Annotated in this window: 24 protein-coding genes and 1 tRNA gene; 18 read left to right on the plus strand and 7 right to left on the minus strand. The window is 63.4% G+C overall.

Annotated elements, in window-relative coordinates; all coding sequences use genetic code 11:
- Positions 1-94: 94 nt before the first annotated feature.
- The gene (locus tag VJ811_RS00355) at positions 95-658 is read left to right on the plus strand and encodes a hypothetical protein (protein WP_324070080.1); all 564 of its coding nucleotides are present in this window, start codon (positions 95-97) and stop codon (positions 656-658) included.
- A 114-nt stretch (positions 659-772) separates the two neighbouring features.
- Here VJ811_RS00355 and VJ811_RS00360 read toward each other — a convergent pair whose 3' ends face one another.
- Complete coding sequence (locus VJ811_RS00360) at positions 773-1,789, minus strand: aldo/keto reductase (protein ID WP_324070082.1); 1,017 nt, start codon at positions 1,787-1,789, stop codon at positions 773-775.
- A gap of 64 nt (positions 1,790-1,853) precedes the next feature.
- Positions 1,854-2,519: a LysE family translocator gene (locus VJ811_RS00365; RefSeq protein ID WP_324070084.1), complete on the minus strand. Its 666-nt coding sequence runs from the start codon at positions 2,517-2,519 to the stop codon at positions 1,854-1,856.
- On the opposite strand from VJ811_RS00365, the gene VJ811_RS00370 reads away from it, so the two are divergent.
- From VJ811_RS00370 to queE, 8 genes are all read left to right on the plus strand, one after another.
- On the plus strand, positions 2,518-2,970 hold the full coding sequence (locus tag VJ811_RS00370) for an Lrp/AsnC family transcriptional regulator (RefSeq protein ID WP_324070087.1): 453 nt from the start codon (positions 2,518-2,520) through the stop codon (positions 2,968-2,970). The two genes, VJ811_RS00365 and VJ811_RS00370, sit on opposite strands and share 2 nt — an antisense overlap.
- A 67-nt stretch (positions 2,971-3,037) precedes the next feature.
- Positions 3,038-4,024 (plus strand): LLM class flavin-dependent oxidoreductase, encoded by a 987-nt coding sequence (locus VJ811_RS00375; RefSeq protein ID WP_324070089.1) that lies wholly within the window; start codon positions 3,038-3,040, stop codon positions 4,022-4,024.
- Positions 4,025-4,139: 115 nt separating this feature from the next.
- Positions 4,140-5,327: an aspartate aminotransferase family protein gene (locus VJ811_RS00380; protein WP_324070091.1), complete on the plus strand. Its 1,188-nt coding sequence runs from the start codon at positions 4,140-4,142 to the stop codon at positions 5,325-5,327.
- Positions 5,328-5,427: 100 nt separating this feature from the next.
- On the plus strand, positions 5,428-6,351 hold the full coding sequence (argF, locus tag VJ811_RS00385; RefSeq protein ID WP_324070093.1) for an ornithine carbamoyltransferase: 924 nt from the start codon (positions 5,428-5,430) through the stop codon (positions 6,349-6,351).
- A gap of 10 nt (positions 6,352-6,361) precedes the next feature.
- On the plus strand, positions 6,362-7,285 hold the full coding sequence (locus VJ811_RS00390) for an Hsp33 family molecular chaperone HslO (protein ID WP_324070095.1): 924 nt from the start codon (positions 6,362-6,364) through the stop codon (positions 7,283-7,285).
- A gap of 166 nt (positions 7,286-7,451) precedes the next feature.
- Positions 7,452-7,829, plus strand: a complete 378-nt coding sequence (locus tag VJ811_RS00395) for a hypothetical protein (RefSeq protein ID WP_324070097.1) — start codon at positions 7,452-7,454, stop codon at positions 7,827-7,829.
- 175 nt (positions 7,830-8,004) lie between these two features.
- Entirely contained in the window at positions 8,005-8,703 is a 699-nt protein-coding gene (gene queC, locus VJ811_RS00400; protein ID WP_324070099.1) for a 7-cyano-7-deazaguanine synthase QueC, read from the plus strand.
- A 4-nt stretch (positions 8,704-8,707) separates the two neighbouring features.
- Complete coding sequence (queE, locus tag VJ811_RS00405; RefSeq protein ID WP_324070101.1) at positions 8,708-9,340, plus strand: 7-carboxy-7-deazaguanine synthase; 633 nt, start codon at positions 8,708-8,710, stop codon at positions 9,338-9,340.
- Positions 9,341-9,343: 3 nt separating this feature from the next.
- Here the strand turns inward: queE and VJ811_RS00410 are convergent, their stop codons facing one another.
- Both VJ811_RS00410 and lipB read right to left on the minus strand, forming a co-directional pair.
- Positions 9,344-9,688: a hypothetical protein gene (locus VJ811_RS00410; RefSeq protein ID WP_324070102.1), complete on the minus strand. Its 345-nt coding sequence runs from the start codon at positions 9,686-9,688 to the stop codon at positions 9,344-9,346.
- Between the two features lie 9 nt (positions 9,689-9,697).
- On the minus strand, positions 9,698-10,351 hold the full coding sequence (gene lipB / locus VJ811_RS00415; RefSeq protein WP_324070104.1) for a lipoyl(octanoyl) transferase LipB: 654 nt from the start codon (positions 10,349-10,351) through the stop codon (positions 9,698-9,700).
- A 133-nt stretch (positions 10,352-10,484) separates the two neighbouring features.
- Between lipB and VJ811_RS00420 the strand changes: the two genes are divergently transcribed.
- Positions 10,485-11,231 (plus strand): hypothetical protein, encoded by a 747-nt coding sequence (locus tag VJ811_RS00420; RefSeq protein ID WP_324070106.1) that lies wholly within the window; start codon positions 10,485-10,487, stop codon positions 11,229-11,231.
- A 112-nt stretch (positions 11,232-11,343) separates the two neighbouring features.
- Positions 11,344-12,225, plus strand: a complete 882-nt coding sequence (locus VJ811_RS00425; RefSeq protein ID WP_324070108.1) for a hypothetical protein — start codon at positions 11,344-11,346, stop codon at positions 12,223-12,225.
- Between the two features lie 56 nt (positions 12,226-12,281).
- Here VJ811_RS00425 and hemF read toward each other — a convergent pair whose 3' ends face one another.
- Both hemF and VJ811_RS00435 read right to left on the minus strand, forming a co-directional pair.
- Positions 12,282-13,142: an oxygen-dependent coproporphyrinogen oxidase gene (gene hemF, locus VJ811_RS00430; protein WP_324070109.1), complete on the minus strand. Its 861-nt coding sequence runs from the start codon at positions 13,140-13,142 to the stop codon at positions 12,282-12,284.
- Positions 13,139-13,597 (minus strand): tRNA (cytidine(34)-2'-O)-methyltransferase, encoded by a 459-nt coding sequence (locus tag VJ811_RS00435; protein WP_324070111.1) that lies wholly within the window; start codon positions 13,595-13,597, stop codon positions 13,139-13,141. The genes hemF and VJ811_RS00435 overlap by 4 nt, the downstream gene beginning before the upstream one ends.
- A gap of 222 nt (positions 13,598-13,819) precedes the next feature.
- On the opposite strand from VJ811_RS00435, the gene petA reads away from it, so the two are divergent.
- Genes petA through VJ811_RS00455 form a run of 4 tightly spaced genes read left to right on the plus strand, consistent with a single transcriptional unit; the run spans position 13,820 to position 17,102 of the window.
- Positions 13,820-14,377 carry a ubiquinol-cytochrome c reductase iron-sulfur subunit gene (gene petA / locus VJ811_RS00440; RefSeq protein ID WP_324070113.1) on the plus strand — a complete coding sequence of 186 codons (558 nt, stop codon included), beginning with the start codon at positions 13,820-13,822 and terminating at the stop codon, positions 14,375-14,377.
- 13 nt (positions 14,378-14,390) lie between these two features.
- The gene (locus tag VJ811_RS00445; RefSeq protein WP_324070115.1) at positions 14,391-15,677 is read left to right on the plus strand and encodes a cytochrome b/b6; all 1,287 of its coding nucleotides are present in this window, start codon (positions 14,391-14,393) and stop codon (positions 15,675-15,677) included.
- Positions 15,678-15,708: 31 nt separating this feature from the next.
- Positions 15,709-16,521: a cytochrome c1 gene (locus VJ811_RS00450; protein WP_324070117.1), complete on the plus strand. Its 813-nt coding sequence runs from the start codon at positions 15,709-15,711 to the stop codon at positions 16,519-16,521.
- A 26-nt stretch (positions 16,522-16,547) separates the two neighbouring features.
- The gene (locus VJ811_RS00455; RefSeq protein ID WP_324070119.1) at positions 16,548-17,102 is read left to right on the plus strand and encodes an adenine phosphoribosyltransferase; all 555 of its coding nucleotides are present in this window, start codon (positions 16,548-16,550) and stop codon (positions 17,100-17,102) included.
- Positions 17,103-17,630: 528 nt separating this feature from the next.
- Here the strand turns inward: VJ811_RS00455 and VJ811_RS00460 are convergent.
- Positions 17,631-18,404, minus strand: a complete 774-nt coding sequence (locus VJ811_RS00460) for a DUF1134 domain-containing protein (RefSeq protein ID WP_324070121.1) — start codon at positions 18,402-18,404, stop codon at positions 17,631-17,633.
- Positions 18,405-18,647: 243 nt separating this feature from the next.
- On the opposite strand from VJ811_RS00460, the gene VJ811_RS00465 reads away from it, so the two are divergent.
- From VJ811_RS00465 to VJ811_RS00475, 3 genes are all read left to right on the plus strand, one after another.
- A tRNA-Ser gene (locus tag VJ811_RS00465) sits at positions 18,648-18,740 on the plus strand.
- 180 nt (positions 18,741-18,920) lie between these two features.
- Positions 18,921-19,859: a hypothetical protein gene (locus tag VJ811_RS00470; RefSeq protein ID WP_324070122.1), complete on the plus strand. Its 939-nt coding sequence runs from the start codon at positions 18,921-18,923 to the stop codon at positions 19,857-19,859.
- Positions 19,856-20,986 (plus strand): DNA cytosine methyltransferase, encoded by a 1,131-nt coding sequence (locus VJ811_RS00475; protein WP_324070124.1) that lies wholly within the window; start codon positions 19,856-19,858, stop codon positions 20,984-20,986. Before VJ811_RS00470 ends, VJ811_RS00475 begins: the two co-directional genes overlap by 4 nt.
- The last annotated feature ends 129 nt before the right edge of the window (positions 20,987-21,115 follow it).

The following is a 21,115-nucleotide window of genomic DNA, read 5'->3' on the forward strand; positions in this document are numbered from 1 at the left end:
GCGGAGAAAGCGGCGAGGGCGAAAAACGCGCGGCGGGCAGGGAACATCGCAAATCCTTTTTGAAGAGCTTGCCGCAAACCTATAGGCTGACCCCATGAAAGTCCATTTCATCCGGTCGGGCGAGCGCCGCTATGGTATGCGAATCGAGCGCCCCGGTGCGCCGGTTCTAGTGATGGACCCGGCGCCGGGTTTCGATCCCGACCTGCCGCATGACATGGTGCATTTCGTCGTCGAGGCGGCGCTGGGGCTCAAGACCGGCGTGTTCGGCCAGATCGCCGCGGGCGGCGATGCGGGTTCCTTCCATGTCGCGGGCGGCGCGCTGTCGGCAAAGGAACGCCAGCGCGCGGCACGCAAGCAGGTTGCCAAGGGCGCGAAGCTGATCAAGCGCCAGGGCCGCGAGGGCGAGCTGTCCGAACTCGCCGCCTTCCTGTTCGACATCGACTGGCGGAGCGGGGCGCGCCCCGATAGCGCGGCGCAGCGCGCGGCGCTTGGCGAGGCGGAGCGGACGCGTGCCTCGCTCAGCGCCGACGAGCGCGCCCGGATCGATGCAGCGCGTCGCCAAGTGTTCAACTCGTTCGAGCGGCTTTCCAAGGCGTGGAGCGCGCTGCGGGTCGGCGAGGCGCTGATCCTCGAATGGCCATCGGGGCACATTATTTGAATCATCACCCCGGACTTGATCCGGGGTCCATTCGCGCGGCGTCGTTATGGATCCCGGATCAAGTCCGGGATGACGAAGGAAGCATGAGATCGCTTCCTCCTACGCCGATCAGGCTCAGCCCATCGGGTAGAGGATGTCCTTGCTGACCTTATACAGCGCCTTCATCACATCGTCGGGCAGCACCAGTGCCATCGCATCGAGGATCGGATCGACCTGATCATAAGCGCTCACCCCGACGATCGTCGAGGCGACGAAGTCGTGCTGCTTCGACCAGGCGGTCGCCATCGTCACCGGATGCAGCCCGGCCTCTTCGGCGATCTTGAGATAGCGTTCGGTCGCGGCAAGGCTCTTTTCGTTGACGAAGCGGCGTCCCATCGCGGCCTGCCGGCCCTCCATTTGCAGATAGCGCGAGAAACGAGCACCCTCTGGAGTAGCGCCGCCCTGATATTTCCCGGACAGAACGCCCCCCGCGAGCGGCGAGTAGGGGATCAGGCTCACGCCTTCCTGCCGGCACACCTGCGCCAGCTCGTCCTCGAAGCGGCGGTTGTTGAGGCTGAAATTATTCTGGATCGTGTGGTAGCGCGCACCGCCCAACCGCTCCGACGCCGCGAGCGATTTCATCAGCCCCCAGCTCGTTTCGTTCGAGCAGCCGAGGATGCGCACCTTGCCGGCGTGGACGAGCTCGTCGAGCGCATCCATCATCTCGTCATAGGGCGCGTCATGGTCGGGCCAGTGCGTCTGGTAAAGGTCGATATAGTCGGTCTGGAGCCGCGTCAGGCTGTCGTTCACCGCCTGCATGATGTTCTTGCGGTCGAGCGCGGTCATGCCGTTCCGGCATGGCGACTTGAACCACACATGGCTCGGCCCCGACACCTTGGTCGCGAGGATGATCGCGTCGCGCGGCTTGGTCTTCATCCAGCGGCCGACGATCTCCTCGGTGCGGCCGACCCATTTGACATCGGGCGGCACCGGATAGCCTTCGGCGGTGTCGTAGAAGTTGATCCCGGCGTCGAAGCAGCGGTCGAGGACGCGAAAGGCGGTGGCTTCGTCGGCCTGGCTGCCGAAGGTCATCGTTCCCATGCAGATGTCGGACACATGGATGGCGCTTTGGCCGAGGCGGCGGCTTTGCATGGCTCTGAAACTCCGGTCGGAAGAGGGGAGCGCCGTGCATAGGTTGCGCGTTGCAACCTTGCAATCAGATCAGCAGCGCGAGCGACCCGACCAGCAGCGCCGCCATCGTCCAATTGAACGCCTTGAGCCGCGCCGGGCTCGACAGCCAGCCGCGCAGCACCTGGCCCATCACCGCCCACAGGCTGGTCGAGGGCAGGTTGATGATCCCGAAGACGCCCGCGACGAGCAGCACCGCGCCGAGATTCCGGTCGGGTGCGTAGAGCGCGATCGCGGTGAGCGCCATCGACCAGGCCTTGGGATTCACCCACTGGAACAGCATCGCCTGCACGAAGGTCATCGGCTTGCCGCGCGCACCGCTTTCGGTGTCGGGCGCGGCGGCGTTGGCGATCTTCCACGCGAGCCAGAGCAGGTAGACGACGCTCACGATCTTGAGCACGGTATTCAGCACCGGAAACAGGTCGAACAACCCCATCAGCCCGATGCCGACCAGCACGATCATCAGCGTGAAGCCGAAGCCGACGCCGAGTGCGTGGGGGATGGTGCGGCGGAGGCCGAAATTGGCGCCCGACGCCATCAGCATCATATTGTTCGGCCCCGGCGTGATCGACGAGACGAGCGCGAAGGCGGAAAGCGCGAGGAGGGCGGTTTGTTCCATGCGCGCAACATAATGCGTTTCGGCAGGCGATAGGTTGCAAAGATCGGCGTCGATCGGATAGGAGATGCAATCCATGACCAAGATAGACGCAATTGGCCGCAAGATATTGCATGAATTGTCGCATGACGGACGAATCTCGAACCTCGAGCTGGCCGACCGCGTCGGCCTTTCGCCCTCCGCCTGTTTGCGCCGGGTGCAGGAGCTGGAACGAAGCGGGGTGATCACCGGCTACCGCGCGCGGATCGACCCGGCGAAGCTCGGCCTGACCTTCCTGGCCTATGTCACCGTCGGCCTGTCGACACATACCAAGAAGGCGCAGGCCGATTTCGAGGCGGCGATGGCACATGCGCCCGAGGTGCGCGAGTGCCACAATATCACCGGCGCGATCGAATATCTGCTGCGCATCGAGACCGAGGATCTGGCGGCGTACAAGCATTTCCACACCGAAGTGCTCGGGGTTCTGCCGCAGGTGCATTCGATCACCACCTATGTGCTGATGGACTCGCCAAAGGACGAGCGGGCATAGTTTTTCTTCGCCATGCCCGCGAAGCGTTGAGCTTGAACCGCCGCGCCCGTCACCGCATATCGGTTTCATGACGAAACTCTCTTTCCTCGACCTCGTGCCCGTAACCGACACAGGCTCGATCGCCCAATCGCTTGCCAACGCCGCCGACCTCGCCAAGCATGCCGAGGCGCTCGGATATGCGCGCTATTGGGTCGCCGAGCATCACGGCATGGCGGGGATTGCAAGCGCCGCGACCTCGGTCGTGCTTGCGCATATCGGACAGGCGACCCAAAGCATTCGCATCGGATCGGCGGGCATCATGCTGCCCAACCATGCCCCGATGGTGATCGCCGAGCAGTTCGGGACGCTCGAAGCCTTGTTCCCCGGCCGGATCGATCTGGGCCTGGGGCGCGCGCCGGGATCGGACCAGCGCGTCGCGCGCGCCTTACGCCGTACGCTTGCCAGCGACGAGCGCCAGTTCCCGCAGGACGTGCTGGAACTACAGGCCTTCCTCGCCGGTGACGAACAGCTCGGCATCACCGCGGTCCCGGGGGCGGGCACGCATATCCCGCTGTGGATTTTGGGATCGAGCACCTTCGGGGCGCAACTCGCCGCAATGCTGGGGCTTCCTTATGCCTTCGCCAGCCATTTTGCGCCCGATGCGCTAGACGAGGCGCTCGACATCTATCGCCGCCAGTTCAAGCCGTCGGCACAGCTCGCCGAACCCTATGCCGCCGCTGCGTTCAACGCCTTCGCTGCCGATACACGCGAGGAAGCCGAGCTGCTCGCCTCGTCGCAGCAGCAGGCGTTCGTTGCGCTGCGCACCGGCAACCCGGGCAAGATGCAGCCGCCGCTTGCGGGCTACAAGGACAGTCTGCCGCCGAACGCGCGCGCGATCCTCGATCATGTGCTGCAATGCTCGGCGGTCGGCACGGCCGACGATATTGCGACGGGGCTGAAAGCCTTCGTCGCGCGCACCGGTGTCGACGAGGTGATTATCGCGTCGTCGATGTACGACCATGGCGCGCGCAAGCATTCGCTCGCGTTGACGATGGAGGCGGCGAAAACGCTCTAGCCGTGCTCGCGGCGCTGTGTTGACGCGCCTCCGGCTGGGGCAGTATAGGGGCGGCCCGACCAAGGGCGGCCCAGAGGAGGGTCGCCTTTTTACTTTTGCCTGAAAGGTGCCTGCCATGACGATCACGCCGCTGATGCCCGTATACCCCCGGTGCGGTGTGCGTCCGGTTCGCGGCGAGGGCGCTTATCTGATCGGCGAGCGAGGCGAGCGTTATCTGGACTTCGCAAGCGGCATCGCGGTCAATCTGCTCGGCCACGGCCATCCACACCTGACGAAAGCGATTCAGGATCAGGCCGCGACGCTGATGCATGTGTCGAACCTGTACGGCAGCCCGCAGGGCGAAGCCTATGCCGCGCGGCTCGTCGAGAACACCTTTGCCGACACCGTCTTCCTGACCAACTCGGGCGCCGAGGCGGTCGAATGTTCGATCAAGACCGCGCGCGCCTATCATTCGAGCGCGGGCAATGCTGAAAAGCATAATCTGATCACCTTCAACAACGCCTTCCACGGCCGCACGCTCGGCACCATCTCGGCGACCAATCAGGAAAAGCTGCGCAAGGGTTTCGACCCGCTGCTGCCCGGTTTCGCCTATGCGCCGTTCGACGACATCAACGCCGCGCTCGATCTGGTCGACGACAATACCGCGGGCTTCCTCGTCGAGCCGATCCAGGGCGAGGGCGGCATCCGCCCGGCGTCGCAGCCCTTCCTTCAGGCGCTGCGCGATATTTGCGACAAGCGCGACCTGATGCTGGTGTTCGATGAGGTCCAGTGCGGCGTCGCGCGCACCGGGCATCTTTATGCTTATGAACATTATGGCGTGATGCCCGACATCATGGCGAGCGCCAAGGGCATCGGCGGCGGCTTCCCGATGGGCGCGTGCCTCGCGACCGAAAAAGCCGCGCGCGGCATGGTGATCGGCACGCACGGTTCGACCTATGGCGGCAACCCGCTGGCGTGTGCCGCGGGGCAGGCCGTGCTCGACGTCGTGCTCGAAGAAGGCTTCCTCGATCAGGTCAAGGCGACCGGCGAGCGCCTCCGCGGCGCGCTCGAGCAGCTGATCCCCAACCACGACCAGCTGTTCGACAGCGTGCGCGGCGTCGGGCTGATGCTCGGGCTCAAGCTCAGCTCGGACAGCCGTGCGTTCGTTGCGCATCTGCGCGACAATCACGGGCTGCTGACCGTCGCGGCGGGCGAGAATGTCGTTCGCGTGCTGCCGCCGCTCAACATCGACGAGAGCCACATCGCCGAATTCATCGAGAAACTGTCAGCGGGTGCGGCGAGCTACACGCCGCCTGAAGCCTGATGGCTTTGGTCCGTTCGTGTCGAGCGACGTCGAGACACCCCTCGGCAGCGCTTGCCCTCGCGGCATCTCGACTTCGCTCGATGCAAACGGGGATGAGAGCATGCGGCATTTCCTGAACCTGTCCGACGCGGGCGGGGACGCGGTCGCCGCGATGCTCGCCGACGCGATCGATCGCAAGGCGGCGCGCGCGGGCTGGCCAAAGGGCAAGGTCGACGCCGACGCGCTGCTCGCGGACCATGTGCTCGCGATGGTGTTCGAGAAGAATTCGACGCGCACGCGCGCCTCGTTCGACATCGCGATCCGCCAGCTCGGCGGCACGTCGATGATCATGGACGCCGGCGTGACCCAGCTCGGCCGCGGCGAGACGATCGCCGACACCGCGCGCGTGCTGTCGCGCTATGCCGACGCGATCATGATCCGCACCGACGACCATGCGAAGGTCGAGGAACTCGCCGAATATGCGAGCGTCCCGGTCATCAACGGACTGACCGACCTGTCGCATCCGTGCCAGATCGTCGCCGACCTGTTGACGGTCGTCGAGAGCGGAAAAGCGCTGCCGGGGCTTGAGCTTGCGTGGCTCGGCGACGGCAACAATGTCCTCGCCTCGCTGATCGAGGCGGCCGGACTGTTCGGCTTCCACGTTCGCGCCGGTGTTCCGCAGGGTTATGAACCCGACGCAAGCTTCGTCGAGGCCGCGCGCGCGAAGGGTGTACGCATCGACATCATGCGCGATGCGCGCGAGGCCGTGGCGGGCGCCGACCTGGTCGTCACCGACACCTGGGTGTCGATGGGGCAGGATCATGCGCACAACAAGATCGCGGCGATGGCGCCCTATCAAGTCGACGAACGGTTGATGACGGGTGCCAAGAGCGAAGCGATCTTCCTCCATTGCTTGCCCGCGCACCGCGGCGACGAGGTTGTCGATGCGGTCATCGATGGCCCTCAGTCGCGCGTCTGGGACGAAGCCGAAAACCGCGTCCATGCGCAAAAGTCGATTCTGCTCTGGGCGCTCGAAAAACTGTGAGTTCGAAGACGTGAGTGAAATCATCGAAACCTGGTTCGACCAGCCCCTGCTGTTCACCATCGCCGAACGCCATGTGCGCGGGCGGCTGGTGCGGCTCGGGCCGACGCTCCAGACGATCATGGGTGCGCATAATTATCCGCCGGTCGCCGAAAAGCTGCTGGCGGAGGCGCTGGTGCTCACTGTGCTGCTGGGCTCGACGCTGAAGGACGAGAATGGCCAGATGACGCTGCAGGCGCAGACCGGCGGCGGACCGATCGAACTGCTCGTCTGCGACTATCGCGGCGGCGAACTGCGCGGTTACCTGAAATTCGACGCCGAAAGGCTCGCCGAGATCGGCGCCGACCCGACCCTGTTCGCGCTGTTCGGCGAAGGCTTTCTTGCGATCACCTTCGACCAGGCGGCGACCGCCGAGCGCTATCAGGGCATCGTCCCGCTCGAAGGTGCGTCGATCGGCGAGGCGGCCGAGCATTATTTCGAACAGTCCGAGCAAATCCCAAGCCTGATCACGCTCGCCGCGCGCCATGATCCTGAAGCCGGCTGTCTCGCCGGCGGACTGCTCTTGCAGCACCTGCCCGAGGGCGAAGTCGGCCGCGACCGGTTGCATGTGCGTCACGACAGTGCCGAATGGGAGCATGCCAAGGCGATCGCGACGACGCTGAAGGACGAGGAACTCACCGATCCCGCCACCTCGCTCGAAACGCTCGCATGGCGGCTGTTTCACGAAGACGAGGTGCGCGTCGAGCCGGGCGTCGCGGTGTCGCGCGGCTGCCGGTGCAGCACCGGCTATTTCGCCGGGGTGCTCGCGCAGTTTCCGGAAGCCGAGCGTGCGGACATGGCCGATGACAATGGCCGGATCGTCGTCGACTGCGCCTTTTGCTCGCGTTTCTTTCCGATCCCGCTGGATGAAATCTCGGCGCACAATCGCGCGGAATAGCGACGGAGTTTCCGCCAATTCGGGCGGCGAGCCGAGATAATCGAGCGCCAAGCGGTTGAAAACACATCGCCGGCTTGCTAGCTAAAGGGCAACAGGGTCGCATATTCGCTCGCTCGCGGGCGGCCAATGGATAGGTGGAATGGCGATCTTCTCTCCCACATTGCGAATGTCTCTCATTGCGCTCGGCTGCGCCGCCGCGAGCGCAGTACCGGCGCAGGCGCCTTCGCTGGCGATGCTCGACCGCCTCGAAAAAGGCAGCTGGCAGCTTCGCGAACGCGGCAAGGATGAGGTGTTGCAGACGATTTGCGTCGGCGACGCGCGGCGGATGATTCAGATCCGGCATCCCCGTTCGACCTGTTCGCGCTATGTCATCGAAGACACGCCGAATTCGGTGACGGTCCATTATACGTGCCCCGGTGCAGGGCATGGCCGCACGAGCATCCGCAGCGAAACGAACCGGCTGGTCCAGATCGACACGCAGGGCATCGCCGACGGCAAGCCTTTCTCGCAGGCGATCGAAGCGCGCCGCACCGGCGGCTGCTGAGCGAACGAAATATTAACCATGCTGGGTTAAACGAGGTGCAGGGCTTCTTCATGAGTGCCCTTCTCCCTAACGGCTGTCATGCCGAACTGGGCCGTGTGGCAAGCGCCTTGCGGCCCATTTTCTTTGATGCAGCGCAGCACTTGCACGCCTCGCGGCGCGGGACTATCTGGCGCCGATGCAGCAAGTTTCCGGAAAAACGGTGATCGTCCTCCTGTCGGGCGGCCTCGACTCGATGGTCTGCGCGGGCATTGCGCGCGAAGCGGGTGCGCGTATCGTCGCGCTCACGATCGATTATAACCAGCGCCACCGCGTCGAACTGGAATCGGCGACGCGGATCGCTGCCACTGTCGGCGCGGCCGAGCATATCGTCCTCCCGCTCGACCTTCGCCGCTTCGGCGGCTCGGCACTGACCGCCGATATCGATGTGCCGAAGGACGGCGTGCCCGAGGTCGAGGGGGGCGGCGACGTTCCGGTCACCTATGTTCCGGCGCGCAACCTCATCTTCCTGTCGCTGACGCTCGGCCTTGCCGAAGCGCGGCAGGCGCAGGACATTGTCATCGGGGTCAATGCGCTCGACTATTCGGGCTATCCCGACTGCCGCCCCGAATTCATTCAGGGGTTCGAAAAGCTCGCCGCGCTCGCGACGCGCGACGGCGACAAGGGCGTCGATTTCCATATCCACGCGCCGCTCCAGCATATGACCAAGGCCGATATCGCCGCCGAAGCGGCGCGATTGGGCATGGACGCGGGGATGAGCTGGTCGTGCTATGACCCGACGCCCGACGGGCTGCATTGCGGCTCGTGCGACAGTTGCCGCTTACGGTCGAAGGGCTTCGCCGACGCGGGGCTCGCCGACCCGACGCGCTACGCCTGAGCCGATGGCCTACGCCGTCAAAGAGATTTTCCTCACGCTGCAGGGGGAGGGCGCGCAGGCGGGACGCCGTGCCGTCTTCTGCCGCTTTGCCGGCTGCAATTTGTGGACGGGGCGCGAGAAGGATCGCGCCAAGGCGGTCTGCCAATTCTGCGACACCGATTTCGTCGGCACCGACGGGACTTTGGGCGGAAAATATGGAGCGGCAGCGGCGCTCGCTGATGTCATCGCCGAAAGCTGGGGGCAGGGCCGCGACGACCGTTATGTCGTGCTCACCGGCGGCGAGCCGATGTTGCAGGTGGACACGGCGCTGATCGACGCGCTGCACGAACGCGGGTTCACAATCGCGATCGAAAGCAATGGCACCCTTCCGGTCCCGCGCAGCATCGACTGGATCTGCGTCAGTCCGAAGGCGGGGAGCGAGCTGGTGCAATTTAGCGGTGACGAATTGAAACTCGTCTGGCCGCAGCCGGGCAGCGACGTCGCGCGCCTTGCGACGCTCGATTTCAAGCATCTGCTCGTCCAGCCGCTCGACGATCCGCACGCCGCCGCCAACGTGCAGGCGTGCATCGATCTGGTGATGGAGGATCCGCGCTGGCGCCTGTCGCTGCAGACGCACAAGAATCTGGGACTGCGCTAGGAGCTATTCGCCCTTTTTCGCGGCGGGATCGGTGGTGATCGCCTTTTTCGCGATCGGCATGTCGACCGCTTCGGGATTATCGTCCGCTTCGCTTTCGGGCGCAGCCTCATCCGCAGTATCCGCTTCGTCGGTCTTCGCCGCTTCCTTCTTGGTGCCATCGTCGGGCACGCTGTTGTCCACCGCCGTACCGTCGCTCACCGCATCGTCGAGGATGATCATCGAATCGCTCACCGACCCCGGCTGAACTTCGACCGCGTCGAGCTTGGTCGTCGATTTGCCGGCGGTGTCGCCGCCGCCGCAGGCTGCGAGTGCGAACAGGGAAAGCGATGCGAGAAGAGTGCGGGTCATGCGGGGTTCCTAGTCTTTCGGCGAAAGCTTGTCGAGAAAGGCGGGAAGCGTCTGGACAAGCGCCGCGTCGACGCCGGCAAAGGATGCGGTCCGCCCCAACGCGGCGAGGCTCGTCACCGGAAATTCGGCGATACCGCACGGCACGATGCCGCCGAAATGCGCCAAGTCAGGCGCGACGTTGAGCGAAAAGCCGTGCATCGTCACCCAGCGCTTCACGCGCACCCCGATCGCCCCGATCTTCGCCTCGCGGCCGTCGGCGTCGTCGGTCCAGATGCCGATACGTCCGTCGGCGCGGCGCGCCTCGACGCCGAGCAGGGCGAGCGCGTCGATCACCCAGCCTTCGAGCGCCGAGACATAGGCGCGCACATCGCGCCCGCGCCTCGTCAGGTCGAGCTGGACATAGCCGACGCGCTGGCCGGGGCCATGATAGGTGTAGCGTCCCCCGCGCCCCGCATCATAAACCGGAAATTGCGGGCTCAGCAGCTCGGCGGGATCGGCGCTCGTCCCGGCGGTATAGAGCGGTGGATGCTCGATCAGCCAGATCCGCTCGCCCGCCTCGCCGGCGTGGATCGCGGCGGCGCGCGTCTCCATGTCGGCCAATGCCGTGTCATAGTCGGTCAAGCCGGAACTGATGGTCCATTCGGGCGGGGGAAGGGGGAGCATTGCGCGGGCTATCTGGCCCGCCGCGGCGCCTTGCGCAAGACCCTGCGCACCGCTTGCCGACGGGGCTGGACAGGAGCGCCGAAGATCGTCACCTTCGCCGCAACAGGGAAATCGAAAAAATGACGGGGTATCAATGGTAAAATTCGACATGGGCGCCGCGTGGGACGACACGCTGCAACTTTTGAAATCGCACACGGCGCTGGTTGGCACGATCGCCGGTGTGTTCCTGTTCCTGCCGGCCCTCGCGGTCGCATGGTTCGGCCCGGTGCCGATCGAGCCCGCGGCGGGCGCCGATTTCAATCAGGTCATGGAGACTTTTCGCGAGAGCTTTCGTCAGATGATCCCGGGGCAACTGGCTATCGCGCTCTCGGCGCTTATCGGCACGGCGGGCATCCTGCGTCTGTGGCTGTCGCGGACCGGAACCAGCGTCGGCGAGGCGCTCACTTTCGCGCTGATGCTCTTTCCGACGATGCTCGCGATCCAGATATTGTGCGGCATCGCGATCGGTCTTGGCTTTATCCTGCTGCTTGTCCCCGGCCTCTATTTGCTCGGGCGCCTGGCGCTGGTCGCACCGGCGGTGGCCGACCGCAGCCTCTACAACCCCTTCGAAGCGATCCGGACGAGCTGGGACCTGACGCGAGGTAACGGCTGGGCGATCTTCTTTTTCCTGTTCCTCGTCGCGCTGGTGATCGTGATTGCGGCGCTGATCATCGGGGGTATCGTCTCGGTCATCGCGGGAAGCGAACCGGGGTTCGGACGGATGCTCGGCGGTTTCATCGAGGCCGCGTTCAGCGCCGTCGGCAGCCTGGCGTCGATTGCCGTTTCGGCGGCTGCCTATCGCCAGCTTGCGCTACGGACCTCGTCCGACGTGTTCCAGTGATGCGGGTCACCGCCAATGATAATGATGTGTCGCAAACGGGGCGAAGCCGGTCAGGCTTTTGTCCGCTTTGGATGGAGTGTGAGAGTCTGGCTTAAAAACAGGGGGAAGTGACATGACGAAAATGAGTATCGGAGCAGCCTTCTCGGAAACCTTCGCGTTTCTCAAGGCCAATTGGATGCAGATGCTGATATGGGTGGGCGGGGCGCTGGTCGTCGTCGGTCTGCTCGGTTATCTGTTCCTCGGATCGACCTTCTCGGCAATGGCGCTGGCGCCCAATGACCCGTCGCTCGTGATGGGTGCGTTCGGCAAGATATTCCTGTTCGCGCTGATCGCGGCGGTGATCTTTTACGGCGTTTCGATGCTTATCTGGCGGGGCGGCATGCATCCCGGAGAAGCACCGAATTTCGCCTGGGCGTTTCAGGCCGGGCCGGCGCTGGCCTTTGGCATGTTCGTGGTGATGATCGCCGCCTATATCGTCATCTTGATTATCATGTTCATCCTGACGCTGATTTTCGGCGCGGCGCTGGGCGGTATGGGGGCGTTCTCACCGGGGGCGCTGGAGTCGGGTGGACTCGGCGCGATCGGTGGCGGCGCGATATTCCTGATCGTCCTCCTCTATATCGCAATGATCGTTTTCCTGCTGTGGGTGCAAGGTCGTTTCCTGGTCGCCGGTCCCGTGATGGCCAATCAGCTGACGCGCAATCCGGTAACGGGCCTCGGTGAATCGTGGCGGCTCACGGGGCCGTCGCAGTGGACGATCGTCGGCTTCTATCTGCTCTTCACGATCGGTGTGTTCATCTATGCGATGATCGCGGGCATGATCTTCGGCGGCATCCTGGGCGCGATCCTGGGCGGCTCGGCGGTCGGCGCGATCCTGACGATGGTCGTCATGGCGGCGGTCGTCTACCTGCCCGTCATCATGATCTCTTTCTCGATGCCGGTCGGCGTCTATCGCGCCATCGCACCGCGCGCATCGGGGGATGTTTTCGCCTGATCCAAGCCAGCGGAAACTAGTGAGGGCGCTCCGGCAACGGGGCGCCCTTTTCTATGTCAGTTCCATTTGGCGAGCGGCGGCAGGCTCATCAGGATCGCGTCGATATTGCCGCCGGTCTTCAGCCCGAATAGCGTTCCGCGGTCATAGACGAGGTTGAATTCGGCATAACGCCCGCGCCAGATCAGCTGTTCCTCGCGCTCGGCTTCGGTGAAGGGCAGGCCCATCCGGCGCCGCACGATCTGCGGGAAGATGTCGAGGAAGGCTTCGCCGACCGCCTGCGTCAGCTGGAAATTGCGATCGAACTCGGCATCGTCGCCGCATTCGAGATGGTCATAGAAGATCCCGCCGACGCCGCGGTGGACGCCGCGATGCGGGATATAGAAATAATCCTCGGCCCATTTGGCGTAGCGTTCGTAAACGTCGGGACCAAAAGGCGCACATGCCGCGCGCAGCCGTGCATGAAAGGCGTCGGTGTCTTCCTGATAGGGAATCGGCGGGTTGAGATCGGCGCCGCCGCCGAACCAGCGCTTCGTCGTCGCGAGGAAGCGCGTATTCATATGGACCGCGGGAACATGCGGGTTCGCCATATGCGCCACAAGGCTGATCCCCGTCGCAAAAAAGCTCGGGTCTTCAGCCGCGCCATGGATCGACCCGGCAAAGTCGGGCGCGAACTCGCCGGCGACGGTCGATACGTTGACGCCGGCCTTTTCGAACACCTTGCCCGTCATCACGCCGCGCACCCCGCCGCCGCCGCCGCCCGGCGCCAGCCCCTCGGCCTCGCGATCCCATGGCGTGTAAGCAAAGCGGGCGTCGCTGCCCGCCTCGGCCTCGATCTTCTCGAATTCGGCGCAGATTCGGTCGCGGAGCGATTCGAACCAGCTGCGTGCCGTCTGTTGCTGCGGGTCGAGCGAGATCATGCCGGAAAGCCTTTCGTTTGCCTGAGCGCTTCGGCGAGCGCGATGCCAGCCGCGACCGCGACATTCAAGGAGCGAAAGCCCGGCTGCATCGGAATTGCGATCCGTGCTGCGGCCGCGTCGTGAACATAAGGCGGCACGCCCGAGGATTCGGCGCCGAGCAGCAGAACATCGTCCGGCTCGAATACGAAGCCGGGCAGGGGCGTCGCGCCCGCTGTCGTCAACAGCACCAGCCGCCGACCCGCGTCCGCGCTCCATTGGCGAAAGCCGCCCCAATCGGCATGGCGGCGCACATTGGCCCTGACGGCATAGTCCATCCCCGCGCGTTTCAGCGCACCGTCGGAAAAGGGAAAGCCGCAGGGCTCGATAATATGCGCAGGCACGCCGAAGCAGGCGGCGGTGCGCAGCGTCGTGCCGACATTACCTGCAATATCCGGCTGAAACAGGGCGATTTCCATAGATGGCCCATAGCCGCCGCGCCGCGTGGAATCGAGAGGCCTTGGCGCCGCGCCTAGGTACAGTAAGAGAAGCAGAAATTGCCTGTTGGCAAGCCCGGACAGTGCGGCTATCAGGCCCGCAATTCCCGGAGGGGCCGCCGGGTTGTGCGCTTTCGTGCGCGTGCAACAGGGCGGCCATATCTTCGAGAACTTTTGTTAGTTCACCCATGCAAGGGCAGTCGAATGGCCAGTGAATCTGAACTCAACGCCGGTATCGAGGATGGCGTACGCCGCCGGGATTTCATCAATATTGCGGCGGTGAGTTTCGCTGGTGTCGGTTCGGTCGCGGTGGTTTTGCCGCTGCTCAACCAGATGAACCCGTCGGCCGACGTGCTCGCGCTGTCGACGACCGAAATCGACATTTCGGCGATCCAGCCCGGCCAGGCGATCAAGACCAGCTGGCGCAAGCAGCCGGTGTTCGTGCGCAACCTCGTGGCCAAGGAAATCGCCGAAGCGAAGGCGGTGCCGCTGGGCGACCTGCGCGATCCCGAAACGATCGACCAGCGCACCAAGCCCGGCAAGGAAAACTGGCTGATCACGCTGGGCGTCTGCACGCATCTCGGTTGTGTGCCGCTCGGCGCCGCCGAGGGTGAGAATCGCGGCGATTTCGGCGGCTATTTCTGCCCGTGCCACGGTTCGCATTACGACACCGCGGCGCGCATCCGTAAGGGCCCGGCGCCCAAGAATCTGGTTGTGCCGCCCTATGAATTCAACAGCGACACCGTCGTGACGATCGGCTGAGGAGCGAGATAAGATGAGCTTTCCCTGGGCCAAACCCTATGAACCGACGCATCCGCTGATGAAGTGGATGGACGAGAAGCTGCCGATCCCGCGCCTCGTCTACAATGCCACGGGTCCCGGCTATCCGGTCCCGCGTAACCTCAACTATTTCTGGAACTTCGGCGTCCTCGCCGGCGCCGCGCTGATGATCCAGATCATCACCGGTATCGTTCTGGCGATGCATTATGCCGCCAATGCGGGCGTCGCGTTCAATTCGGTCGAGCATATCATGCGCGACGTGAACGCCGGCTGGTTCATCCGTTACGCGCATATGAACGGCGCGAGCATGTTCTTCATCGTCGTCTATCTGCACATCTTCCGCGGCCTTTATTACGGTTCGTACAAGGCGCCGCGCGAAATGGTGTGGCTGCTCGGCGTCGTGATCTTCCTCCTGATGATGGCGACCGCTTTCATGGGCTATGTGCTGCCGTGGGGCCAGATGAGCTTCTGGGGCGCGCAGGTGATCACCGGCTTCTTCTCGGCGATACCGATCGTCGGCGAACCGGTGCGCCAGTGGCTGCTTGGCGGCTTCGTCCCCGACAACGCGACGCTCAACCGCTTCTTCTCGCTGCACTATCTGCTGCCGTTCGTGATCCTGGGTGTTATCATCCTGCACATCTGGGCGCTGCACATCCCTGGTTCGTCGAACCCGACGGGCATCGAGGTGAAGGACGAGCAGGACACCGTCCCGTTCCACCCCTATTACACCGCGAAGGACGGCTTCGGCGTCGGCATCTTCCTGCTGATCTTCGTCGCGCTGACCTTCTTCAGCCCGAACGCGCTCGGCCACGCCGACAATTATATCCCGGCGAACTCGCTTTCGACCCCGGCGCATATCGTGCCCGAATGGTATTTCCTGCCCTTCTACGCGATTCTGAAGGCCTTCACCTTCAATTTCCTGTGGATCGATGCGAAGCTTTGGGGCGTCATCGCGATGTTCGGCTCGATCGCGCTGCTGTTCTTCCTGCCCTGGCTGGACAGCTCGCCGATCAAATCGTCGAACTATCGCCCGCTGTACCGCATCTTCTTCTGGATCCTCGTCGCTGACGTGCTGCTCCTCGGTTTCTGCGGCATGCAGCCGGCCGAGCAGCCCTATGTGATCCTCAGCCAGCTGGGTGCGATCTATTACTTCGCCCACTTCCTGGTGATCCTGCCGATCGTGTCGCGGATCGAACGCCCGCTTCCGATGCCGAATTCGATCACCGAAGCGGTCCTCGCCAAACACGCCACCGACACCGCGTCGGCTTCGGCAACGGCCTGAGCGCCGGACTTTAATAGGAGCTGATACAGCCATGGTTCGTCCGCTCGGTTTTCTCGTCGGTCTCGGTTTCATTACCGCGCTGGTGCTCGCGATCCTCACGACGCCGCTCAGCAATGAAGCCAATGTCGCGCACGAGTTTCACAAGCATCCCAGGCATCTGAAGCTGGCCAGCGACGGCATCTTGCTTCCGCATTGGGACAAGGCGCAGTTGCAGCGCGGCATGCAGGTTTACAAGGAGGTCTGCTCGGCCTGCCACAGCCTGCATCTCGTCGCCTTCCGCGACATTGCAGACTTCGGCTATACCGAGGGCCAGATCAAGACCTTCGCCAAGGGTTTCCAGGTTCCGTCGGTCAACCCCGACACGGGCGAACCGGCGACGCGCGACGGCCTGCCGTCGGACTATTTCCCGTCGCCCTATGCGAACGAAACGGCCGCTCGCGCCGCGAACAACAATGCGCTGCCGCCCGACCTTTCGCTGATCACCAAGGCGCGCGAAGGCGGCAAGGACTATGTCTATTCGCTGCTGACCGGATTCCAGAATCCGCCGAAGAATCTTCCCGCGGAACTGAAGCCGGGCACGGGGCTGCACTACAACCCCTATTTCGCGAACCTCAACCTCGCGATGGCCCCGCCACTGGCGCCCAATCAGGTCACCTATGCCGACGGCACCAAGGCGACCGTCGACCAGATGGCAAAGGACGTGACCGCGTTCCTCGTGTGGACCGCCGAGCCGAAGCTGATCAAGCGGATCCAGGTGGGGTATGCGGTGTTCTTCTTCCTGCTGATCTTCACCGTGCTGACCTATTTGTCGTACCGGAACATCTGGGCCGACAAGAAGCATTGAGAACATAGGGGAGGGCGACCAGTTTGATGATCGCCCTCCCGCCTCGGCCGGACCTCGACCTCGCGTCGCTCGTCCGCACCATCCCGGACTTTCCCAAGCCGGGCATCCAGTTCCGCGATATCACGACGCTGATCGGCGACGCCGCCGGCTTTGCCGAAAGCGTGCGCCGCTTGAGTGCGTTCGCCGCCGTCCACCGGCCCGACTTCATCGTCGCGGTCGAGGCGCGCGGCTTCCTGTTCGGCGCTGCCATGGCGACCGCGATGGGGCTTGGCGTCGTCCCTGTGCGCAAGGCGGGCAAACTCCCCGGCGTCACCATCGGCGTCGACTATGAACTCGAATATGGCGTCGACCGCCTCGAACTCCACGAAGGCGCGGTTCTGCCCGGGCACCGCGTGGTGCTCGTCGACGACCTGCTCGCGACCGGCGGCACTATCCTTGCGACCGCCGCGCTGATGCAGAGTGTCGGCGCCGAGGTTGCGGCTGCGCTGTTCGTGATCGACCTGCCCGACCTCGGCGGATCGCAGCGGCTCGAAGCGGCGGGGCTGGCCTGCGAGACGTTGATCGCGTTCGACGGCGATTAAGTCGCGGCCGATGCCGGCTTTGGGTGGTGAACCGCGATTGCCTTCGCTCGTCATCCCGGGTTGGATGGGGGGGGGGGGCGGTCGGCGCAAGGGCCACATGATCATTCCAAAGTTCAGGGAAGTTCAGCCTTATGGAGCGCCCGATTTGAGTCTCGCGGCGCGCCGGCACGCCCGACCATGGCCGCATCCGCTAGCCAGGCAGCAACCGCTTTTATCTCCACCAAATGAAAGAGCCGGGACGAGGGCTGGCACAGCCGGATAATGTAGGAAAGGCCTATTTGAAGGCGACGCCTGCCTAGAGGTGGTGAATTGCGCTTCGATCTTCGTCATGCTGAACTTGTTTCAGCATCCATGGCCGGAGCGCGAACGGGACACGGCGCTGAAGGAAGCGGCAGGCCATGGACCCTGAAACAAGTTCAGGGTGACGAGAGAAGAGATGTCGCGTTCCCAGCCCTTGCGGACATTCCGCGCAAAGAAAAAGCCCGCGCCGAAGCGCGGGCTGTCGCCCCCGTGGCAAGCGGGTTGTTCTTAAAAAGGCACCCAATTCTGTTTTTTGCGGAATTTCATATAGCCGGCATTCACGCCAAGCCGCGCGCCGACGCCGACGCGGATCGGGATCAGGACGACGTCGCCGCGGCGCATATAGCTCGCGTTGAAACCGCCAACCAGATAGGCCGCGCCTTCGCCCGCGGGATAGCGCTTGTAGAGATCCTCGCTGTCGAACAGGTTATAGACGAGGACGAAGGTATTGCCTGCGTTGGCGCCGGCGTCGAACCCGATCGACGGGCCGGTCCAGTAAGCGGGCAGTTCGCCCTCGATCTTGTGATGCAATGTCCCCGAGCCGTAGCGCACGCCGAGCACGAGCGCACCGCCGGCCTCGCGCCCGACGATATAGGCGTTGGGTTCGCCCTGCTTCTTCAAAATATCCTCGATCAGCCCCGCAAGGCCTTGCGCACCCTTGCCGAACACCCCTTCGGCAGCCCCGATCAGATCGTCCTTCTTGTACGTTGACCCTGGCGCCGCCACGACCGTGGTCGCCGAAACGTCGGCGCTGTTCGCGGTGCCGTCCACGGGCGGCGTTTCGCTGGTCTGCTGATCGCCGGTGGCAAGGTCGCTGTCATATGACGTGCCCGCCGTCGAATCGCTCGATACCGGCGGCGGCGCAGGATTGTCGATATCGGAATCGATCACTGTATTGTTGGGATCGACTTCGCGCATTTGCGCGGCTGCCGGAAGCGGCGTCAGCGCGAGGCCGAGCGATGCCGTTGCTGCCAAGGCAAGGCTGGTGAACATTTTCCGCATATTGGACCCCCAAAGATCGAGCGGCGCGCGTGCGCCATATTCTGCGTTAATCATGACTCGCTTTCGCGCTCGAGCAATGAACCGGCGATGACTTGAGTCGAATTTACGCCGGACCGAATCATCCAGGCGACGAAATGCCAGCTTCGAGCCCGAAATTGCATAATCTTTGCCGTTGCGGGGTGCGAAGTGCATGGCTATAGCGACCCGCCTAGGCCAGACTGTCGTTAGCGCGACAGGCCATGCGGAGACGTGGGTGAGTGGCTGAAACCAACGGTTTGCTAAACCGTCGTACTGGTAAATCCGGTACCGAGGGTTCGAATCCCTCCGTCTCCGCCACCGCCTCTCCTAAGCTGTTGAAATTACGACAGAAACTTAGAGGGAGTGCGGCCGATCCTCGCTTCTACCTACAGTCGGAAAATGCTAAGCGTTGACTACGATGCCGGGTTCTGATTCGAAGACGACAAGCTGTACGAATATACGTTCCGCTTTTGTTCTTTATGCGGTATTGGGGGCTAGATGAGTGATGAGGCCGATTTAGACGCGACTGCGCCCAAACGTCGTAAGGCAACGAAGGCCGATGCGGTAACGCCTGCCGCCGCCAAGCCGAAGGGCAAGAGCCTCCAAAGCCACGGCCGCAATTCCAAGGTGTACGTCCCGGTGATTCTGAAACTGTTTCAGGATCGTTGGCGGCCGGGTGCGGCAACCGTCGTGTTTTCGCTCGACGACGTGCGTACGGCCGTCGAAGCTGTGCGGGCTGTGTCCGACAACCCGGACGCCATATCGTCCCGCAACCCGGCCGACGTGGTGTATCGTATGCGCTCGCGCACGGTGCTTCCGGCCGAAATTCTCGACAAGGGCTTCCACATTCTGCGCGCTGTCGGGCGCGGGCGCTACCAGTTCGAAAAGGCGTCAAGCGGGATCATTGATACGCCCGTCAACGAACTAACCCCGGCGATCGACCAAACGCCTATGCCGGTGCGCCGTTTGCTGCCCGAAACAATGGCCGAAATGGACGAACAGGCGCTGTTGTCCGTCGTCGGCTATTGCAGCTTGCTCGACCATTTTACCGGCATGAAGATTTACCGGCTGCGCTCGCACGTCCGCAAGAGCGTACCCGGCGTCGGGCAAGCCGAACTCGACGCGATCGACGTAGGGATCGCAGCGGGTGAGGATGAAATCCCGGTCATTTTCCCGATTGAGGCGAAGGCCGTTTCCGACGAACTCAATCGCGTACAGATTTTCAACATGATCCAATACGCGGCGCATTATTACCCCGGCCTAAAGGTCCGGCCGCTCGCGTTGAAGGTCGATTATCAATCCGCCGTCCACCTTATCGAATTCAATGTCGCGGCGCGGCCGGGCGATCTTCGTATCGTCCGATCGGCTAGCTACGCGATCAACACGTCGGAGGCTCAAATCGCCATGATCCGCGCAACGAACGTGCCGAAGCAATGACAAAGAAGCCCACAGGAATTGAACTGTTCGCCGGTTGCGGCGGGCTATCAACCGGCTTTCTCGACGCCGGGCTTCACGTAGCGGCAGGCTTCGAACTCGACGCCCGCGCCGTGGATGCGTACAATTACAATCACGACTATCGCGGCAGCCGGGGCTTCATAGCGGACCTTAATCTAGCGTCCGGGGCCGAACTGCTAGAGCGCGCCGGGATCATGCGTGCCGACTTCGTAATCGGCGGTCCACCGTGCCAGCCGTTTTCGATCGCGGGCAAGCGGCAGGGCAAGCGGGACATTCGCGCCGATCTTATCGGACACTTCATTCGCATTGTGGACGAACTGAAGCCATCCGCCTTCATGCTCGAAAACGTCCCGAACCTTGCGTCGATCGACAGCGGCGAATTTCTCGACGACGTGAAGGCCGAACTGCGCGCACTTGGGTATAAGGTCGATCATCGCGTCGTATTGGCAGCGGACTATGGCGTGCCACAGAATCGGAAGCGTCTTGTCGTGCTTGGCGTGAAGGGGAAGCGTACCGTTCGTTTTCCCGACGCGACGCACGGGACAGCCGAACGCCCGTACCTTTCGTCTGCCGAAGCGATCGACGATTTGCCGGACGCTGGCGAATTTGGCGAAACCGGAATTTTCAATCACGAACCGACAATGCATTCCGACGATATGATCGAACGGCTATCGGCGCTGGAACCCGGCAAGCGCGAGCGCGGATCGTATCACGATAGGTTGCACCCGGAACGGCCGTCGTACACGCTGCGCGCGGGATCGGGCAATTTCAGCCCGCTTCGCCCGGTCCATTACAAACACCATCGCGTGATTACCGTACGCGAAAGCGCGCGGTTGCAGGGCTTTTCCGACGACTTCCTATGGCCGGATCGTATCCCTCGCCTGCAACAGTACCGGCAAGTCGGCAACGCCGTCCCGCCGCCTATGGCCGAAGCCTTTGCCCGCTGCCTTGCCGAACAAATGGGCTGGACGCTCGACAAGGCAGGGCTAGCCGGTGATCCGTCCACCCGGCCCCCGGCGCACATCTATACCGACGACGAACGCAAGGCGCTGCGTACAGCCCGGTTGCGGGGCGCGTCGCTAGGGAAGGTCGCCCTGTCGGCCGGTTGAGCCTTTCGTCCGGCCGTGATGCTGGTCGAGGCAAAATCGGTGGCATAAGTCTTCATTCAGCGGCGGTCCGGAATCATATTGTAATTGCGAATCGTTCTCGATAATGGCCGTGCATCCTTTTTGGCAGAA

The organism is Sphingopyxis sp., from assembly GCF_035250425.1.
Classification (GTDB): Bacteria; Pseudomonadota; Alphaproteobacteria; order Sphingomonadales; family Sphingomonadaceae; genus Sphingopyxis.

Excerpts from the sequence above, each read along its gene's own strand:
- VJ811_RS00355 (WP_324070080.1), top strand. The coding sequence starts at position 95 with ATGAAAGTCCATTTCATCCGGTCGGGCGAGCGCCGCTATGGTATGCGA.
- VJ811_RS00360 (WP_324070082.1), bottom strand. The coding sequence starts at position 1,789 with ATGCAAAGCCGCCGCCTCGGCCAAAGCGCCATCCATGTGTCCGACATC.
- VJ811_RS00370 (WP_324070087.1), top strand. The coding sequence starts at position 2,518 with ATGACCAAGATAGACGCAATTGGCCGCAAGATATTGCATGAATTGTCG.
- VJ811_RS00365 (WP_324070084.1), bottom strand. The coding sequence starts at position 2,519 with ATGGATTGCATCTCCTATCCGATCGACGCCGATCTTTGCAACCTATCG.
- VJ811_RS00375 (WP_324070089.1), top strand. The coding sequence starts at position 3,038 with ATGACGAAACTCTCTTTCCTCGACCTCGTGCCCGTAACCGACACAGGC.
- VJ811_RS00380 (WP_324070091.1), top strand. The coding sequence starts at position 4,140 with ATGACGATCACGCCGCTGATGCCCGTATACCCCCGGTGCGGTGTGCGT.
- argF (WP_324070093.1), top strand. The coding sequence starts at position 5,428 with ATGCGGCATTTCCTGAACCTGTCCGACGCGGGCGGGGACGCGGTCGCC.
- VJ811_RS00395 (WP_324070097.1), top strand. The coding sequence starts at position 7,452 with ATGTCTCTCATTGCGCTCGGCTGCGCCGCCGCGAGCGCAGTACCGGCG.
- queC (WP_324070099.1), top strand. The coding sequence starts at position 8,005 with ATGCAGCAAGTTTCCGGAAAAACGGTGATCGTCCTCCTGTCGGGCGGC.
- queE (WP_324070101.1), top strand. The coding sequence starts at position 8,708 with ATGGCCTACGCCGTCAAAGAGATTTTCCTCACGCTGCAGGGGGAGGGC.
- VJ811_RS00410 (WP_324070102.1), bottom strand. The coding sequence starts at position 9,688 with ATGACCCGCACTCTTCTCGCATCGCTTTCCCTGTTCGCACTCGCAGCC.
- lipB (WP_324070104.1), bottom strand. The coding sequence starts at position 10,351 with ATGCTCCCCCTTCCCCCGCCCGAATGGACCATCAGTTCCGGCTTGACC.
- VJ811_RS00420 (WP_324070106.1), top strand. The coding sequence starts at position 10,485 with ATGGTAAAATTCGACATGGGCGCCGCGTGGGACGACACGCTGCAACTT.
- VJ811_RS00425 (WP_324070108.1), top strand. The coding sequence starts at position 11,344 with ATGACGAAAATGAGTATCGGAGCAGCCTTCTCGGAAACCTTCGCGTTT.
- hemF (WP_324070109.1), bottom strand. The coding sequence starts at position 13,142 with ATGATCTCGCTCGACCCGCAGCAACAGACGGCACGCAGCTGGTTCGAA.
- VJ811_RS00435 (WP_324070111.1), bottom strand. The coding sequence starts at position 13,597 with ATGGAAATCGCCCTGTTTCAGCCGGATATTGCAGGTAATGTCGGCACG.
- petA (WP_324070113.1), top strand. The coding sequence starts at position 13,820 with ATGGCCAGTGAATCTGAACTCAACGCCGGTATCGAGGATGGCGTACGC.
- VJ811_RS00445 (WP_324070115.1), top strand. The coding sequence starts at position 14,391 with ATGAGCTTTCCCTGGGCCAAACCCTATGAACCGACGCATCCGCTGATG.
- VJ811_RS00450 (WP_324070117.1), top strand. The coding sequence starts at position 15,709 with ATGGTTCGTCCGCTCGGTTTTCTCGTCGGTCTCGGTTTCATTACCGCG.
- VJ811_RS00455 (WP_324070119.1), top strand. The coding sequence starts at position 16,548 with ATGATCGCCCTCCCGCCTCGGCCGGACCTCGACCTCGCGTCGCTCGTC.
- VJ811_RS00460 (WP_324070121.1), bottom strand. The coding sequence starts at position 18,404 with ATGCGGAAAATGTTCACCAGCCTTGCCTTGGCAGCAACGGCATCGCTC.
- VJ811_RS00470 (WP_324070122.1), top strand. The coding sequence starts at position 18,921 with ATGAGTGATGAGGCCGATTTAGACGCGACTGCGCCCAAACGTCGTAAG.
- VJ811_RS00475 (WP_324070124.1), top strand. The coding sequence starts at position 19,856 with ATGACAAAGAAGCCCACAGGAATTGAACTGTTCGCCGGTTGCGGCGGG.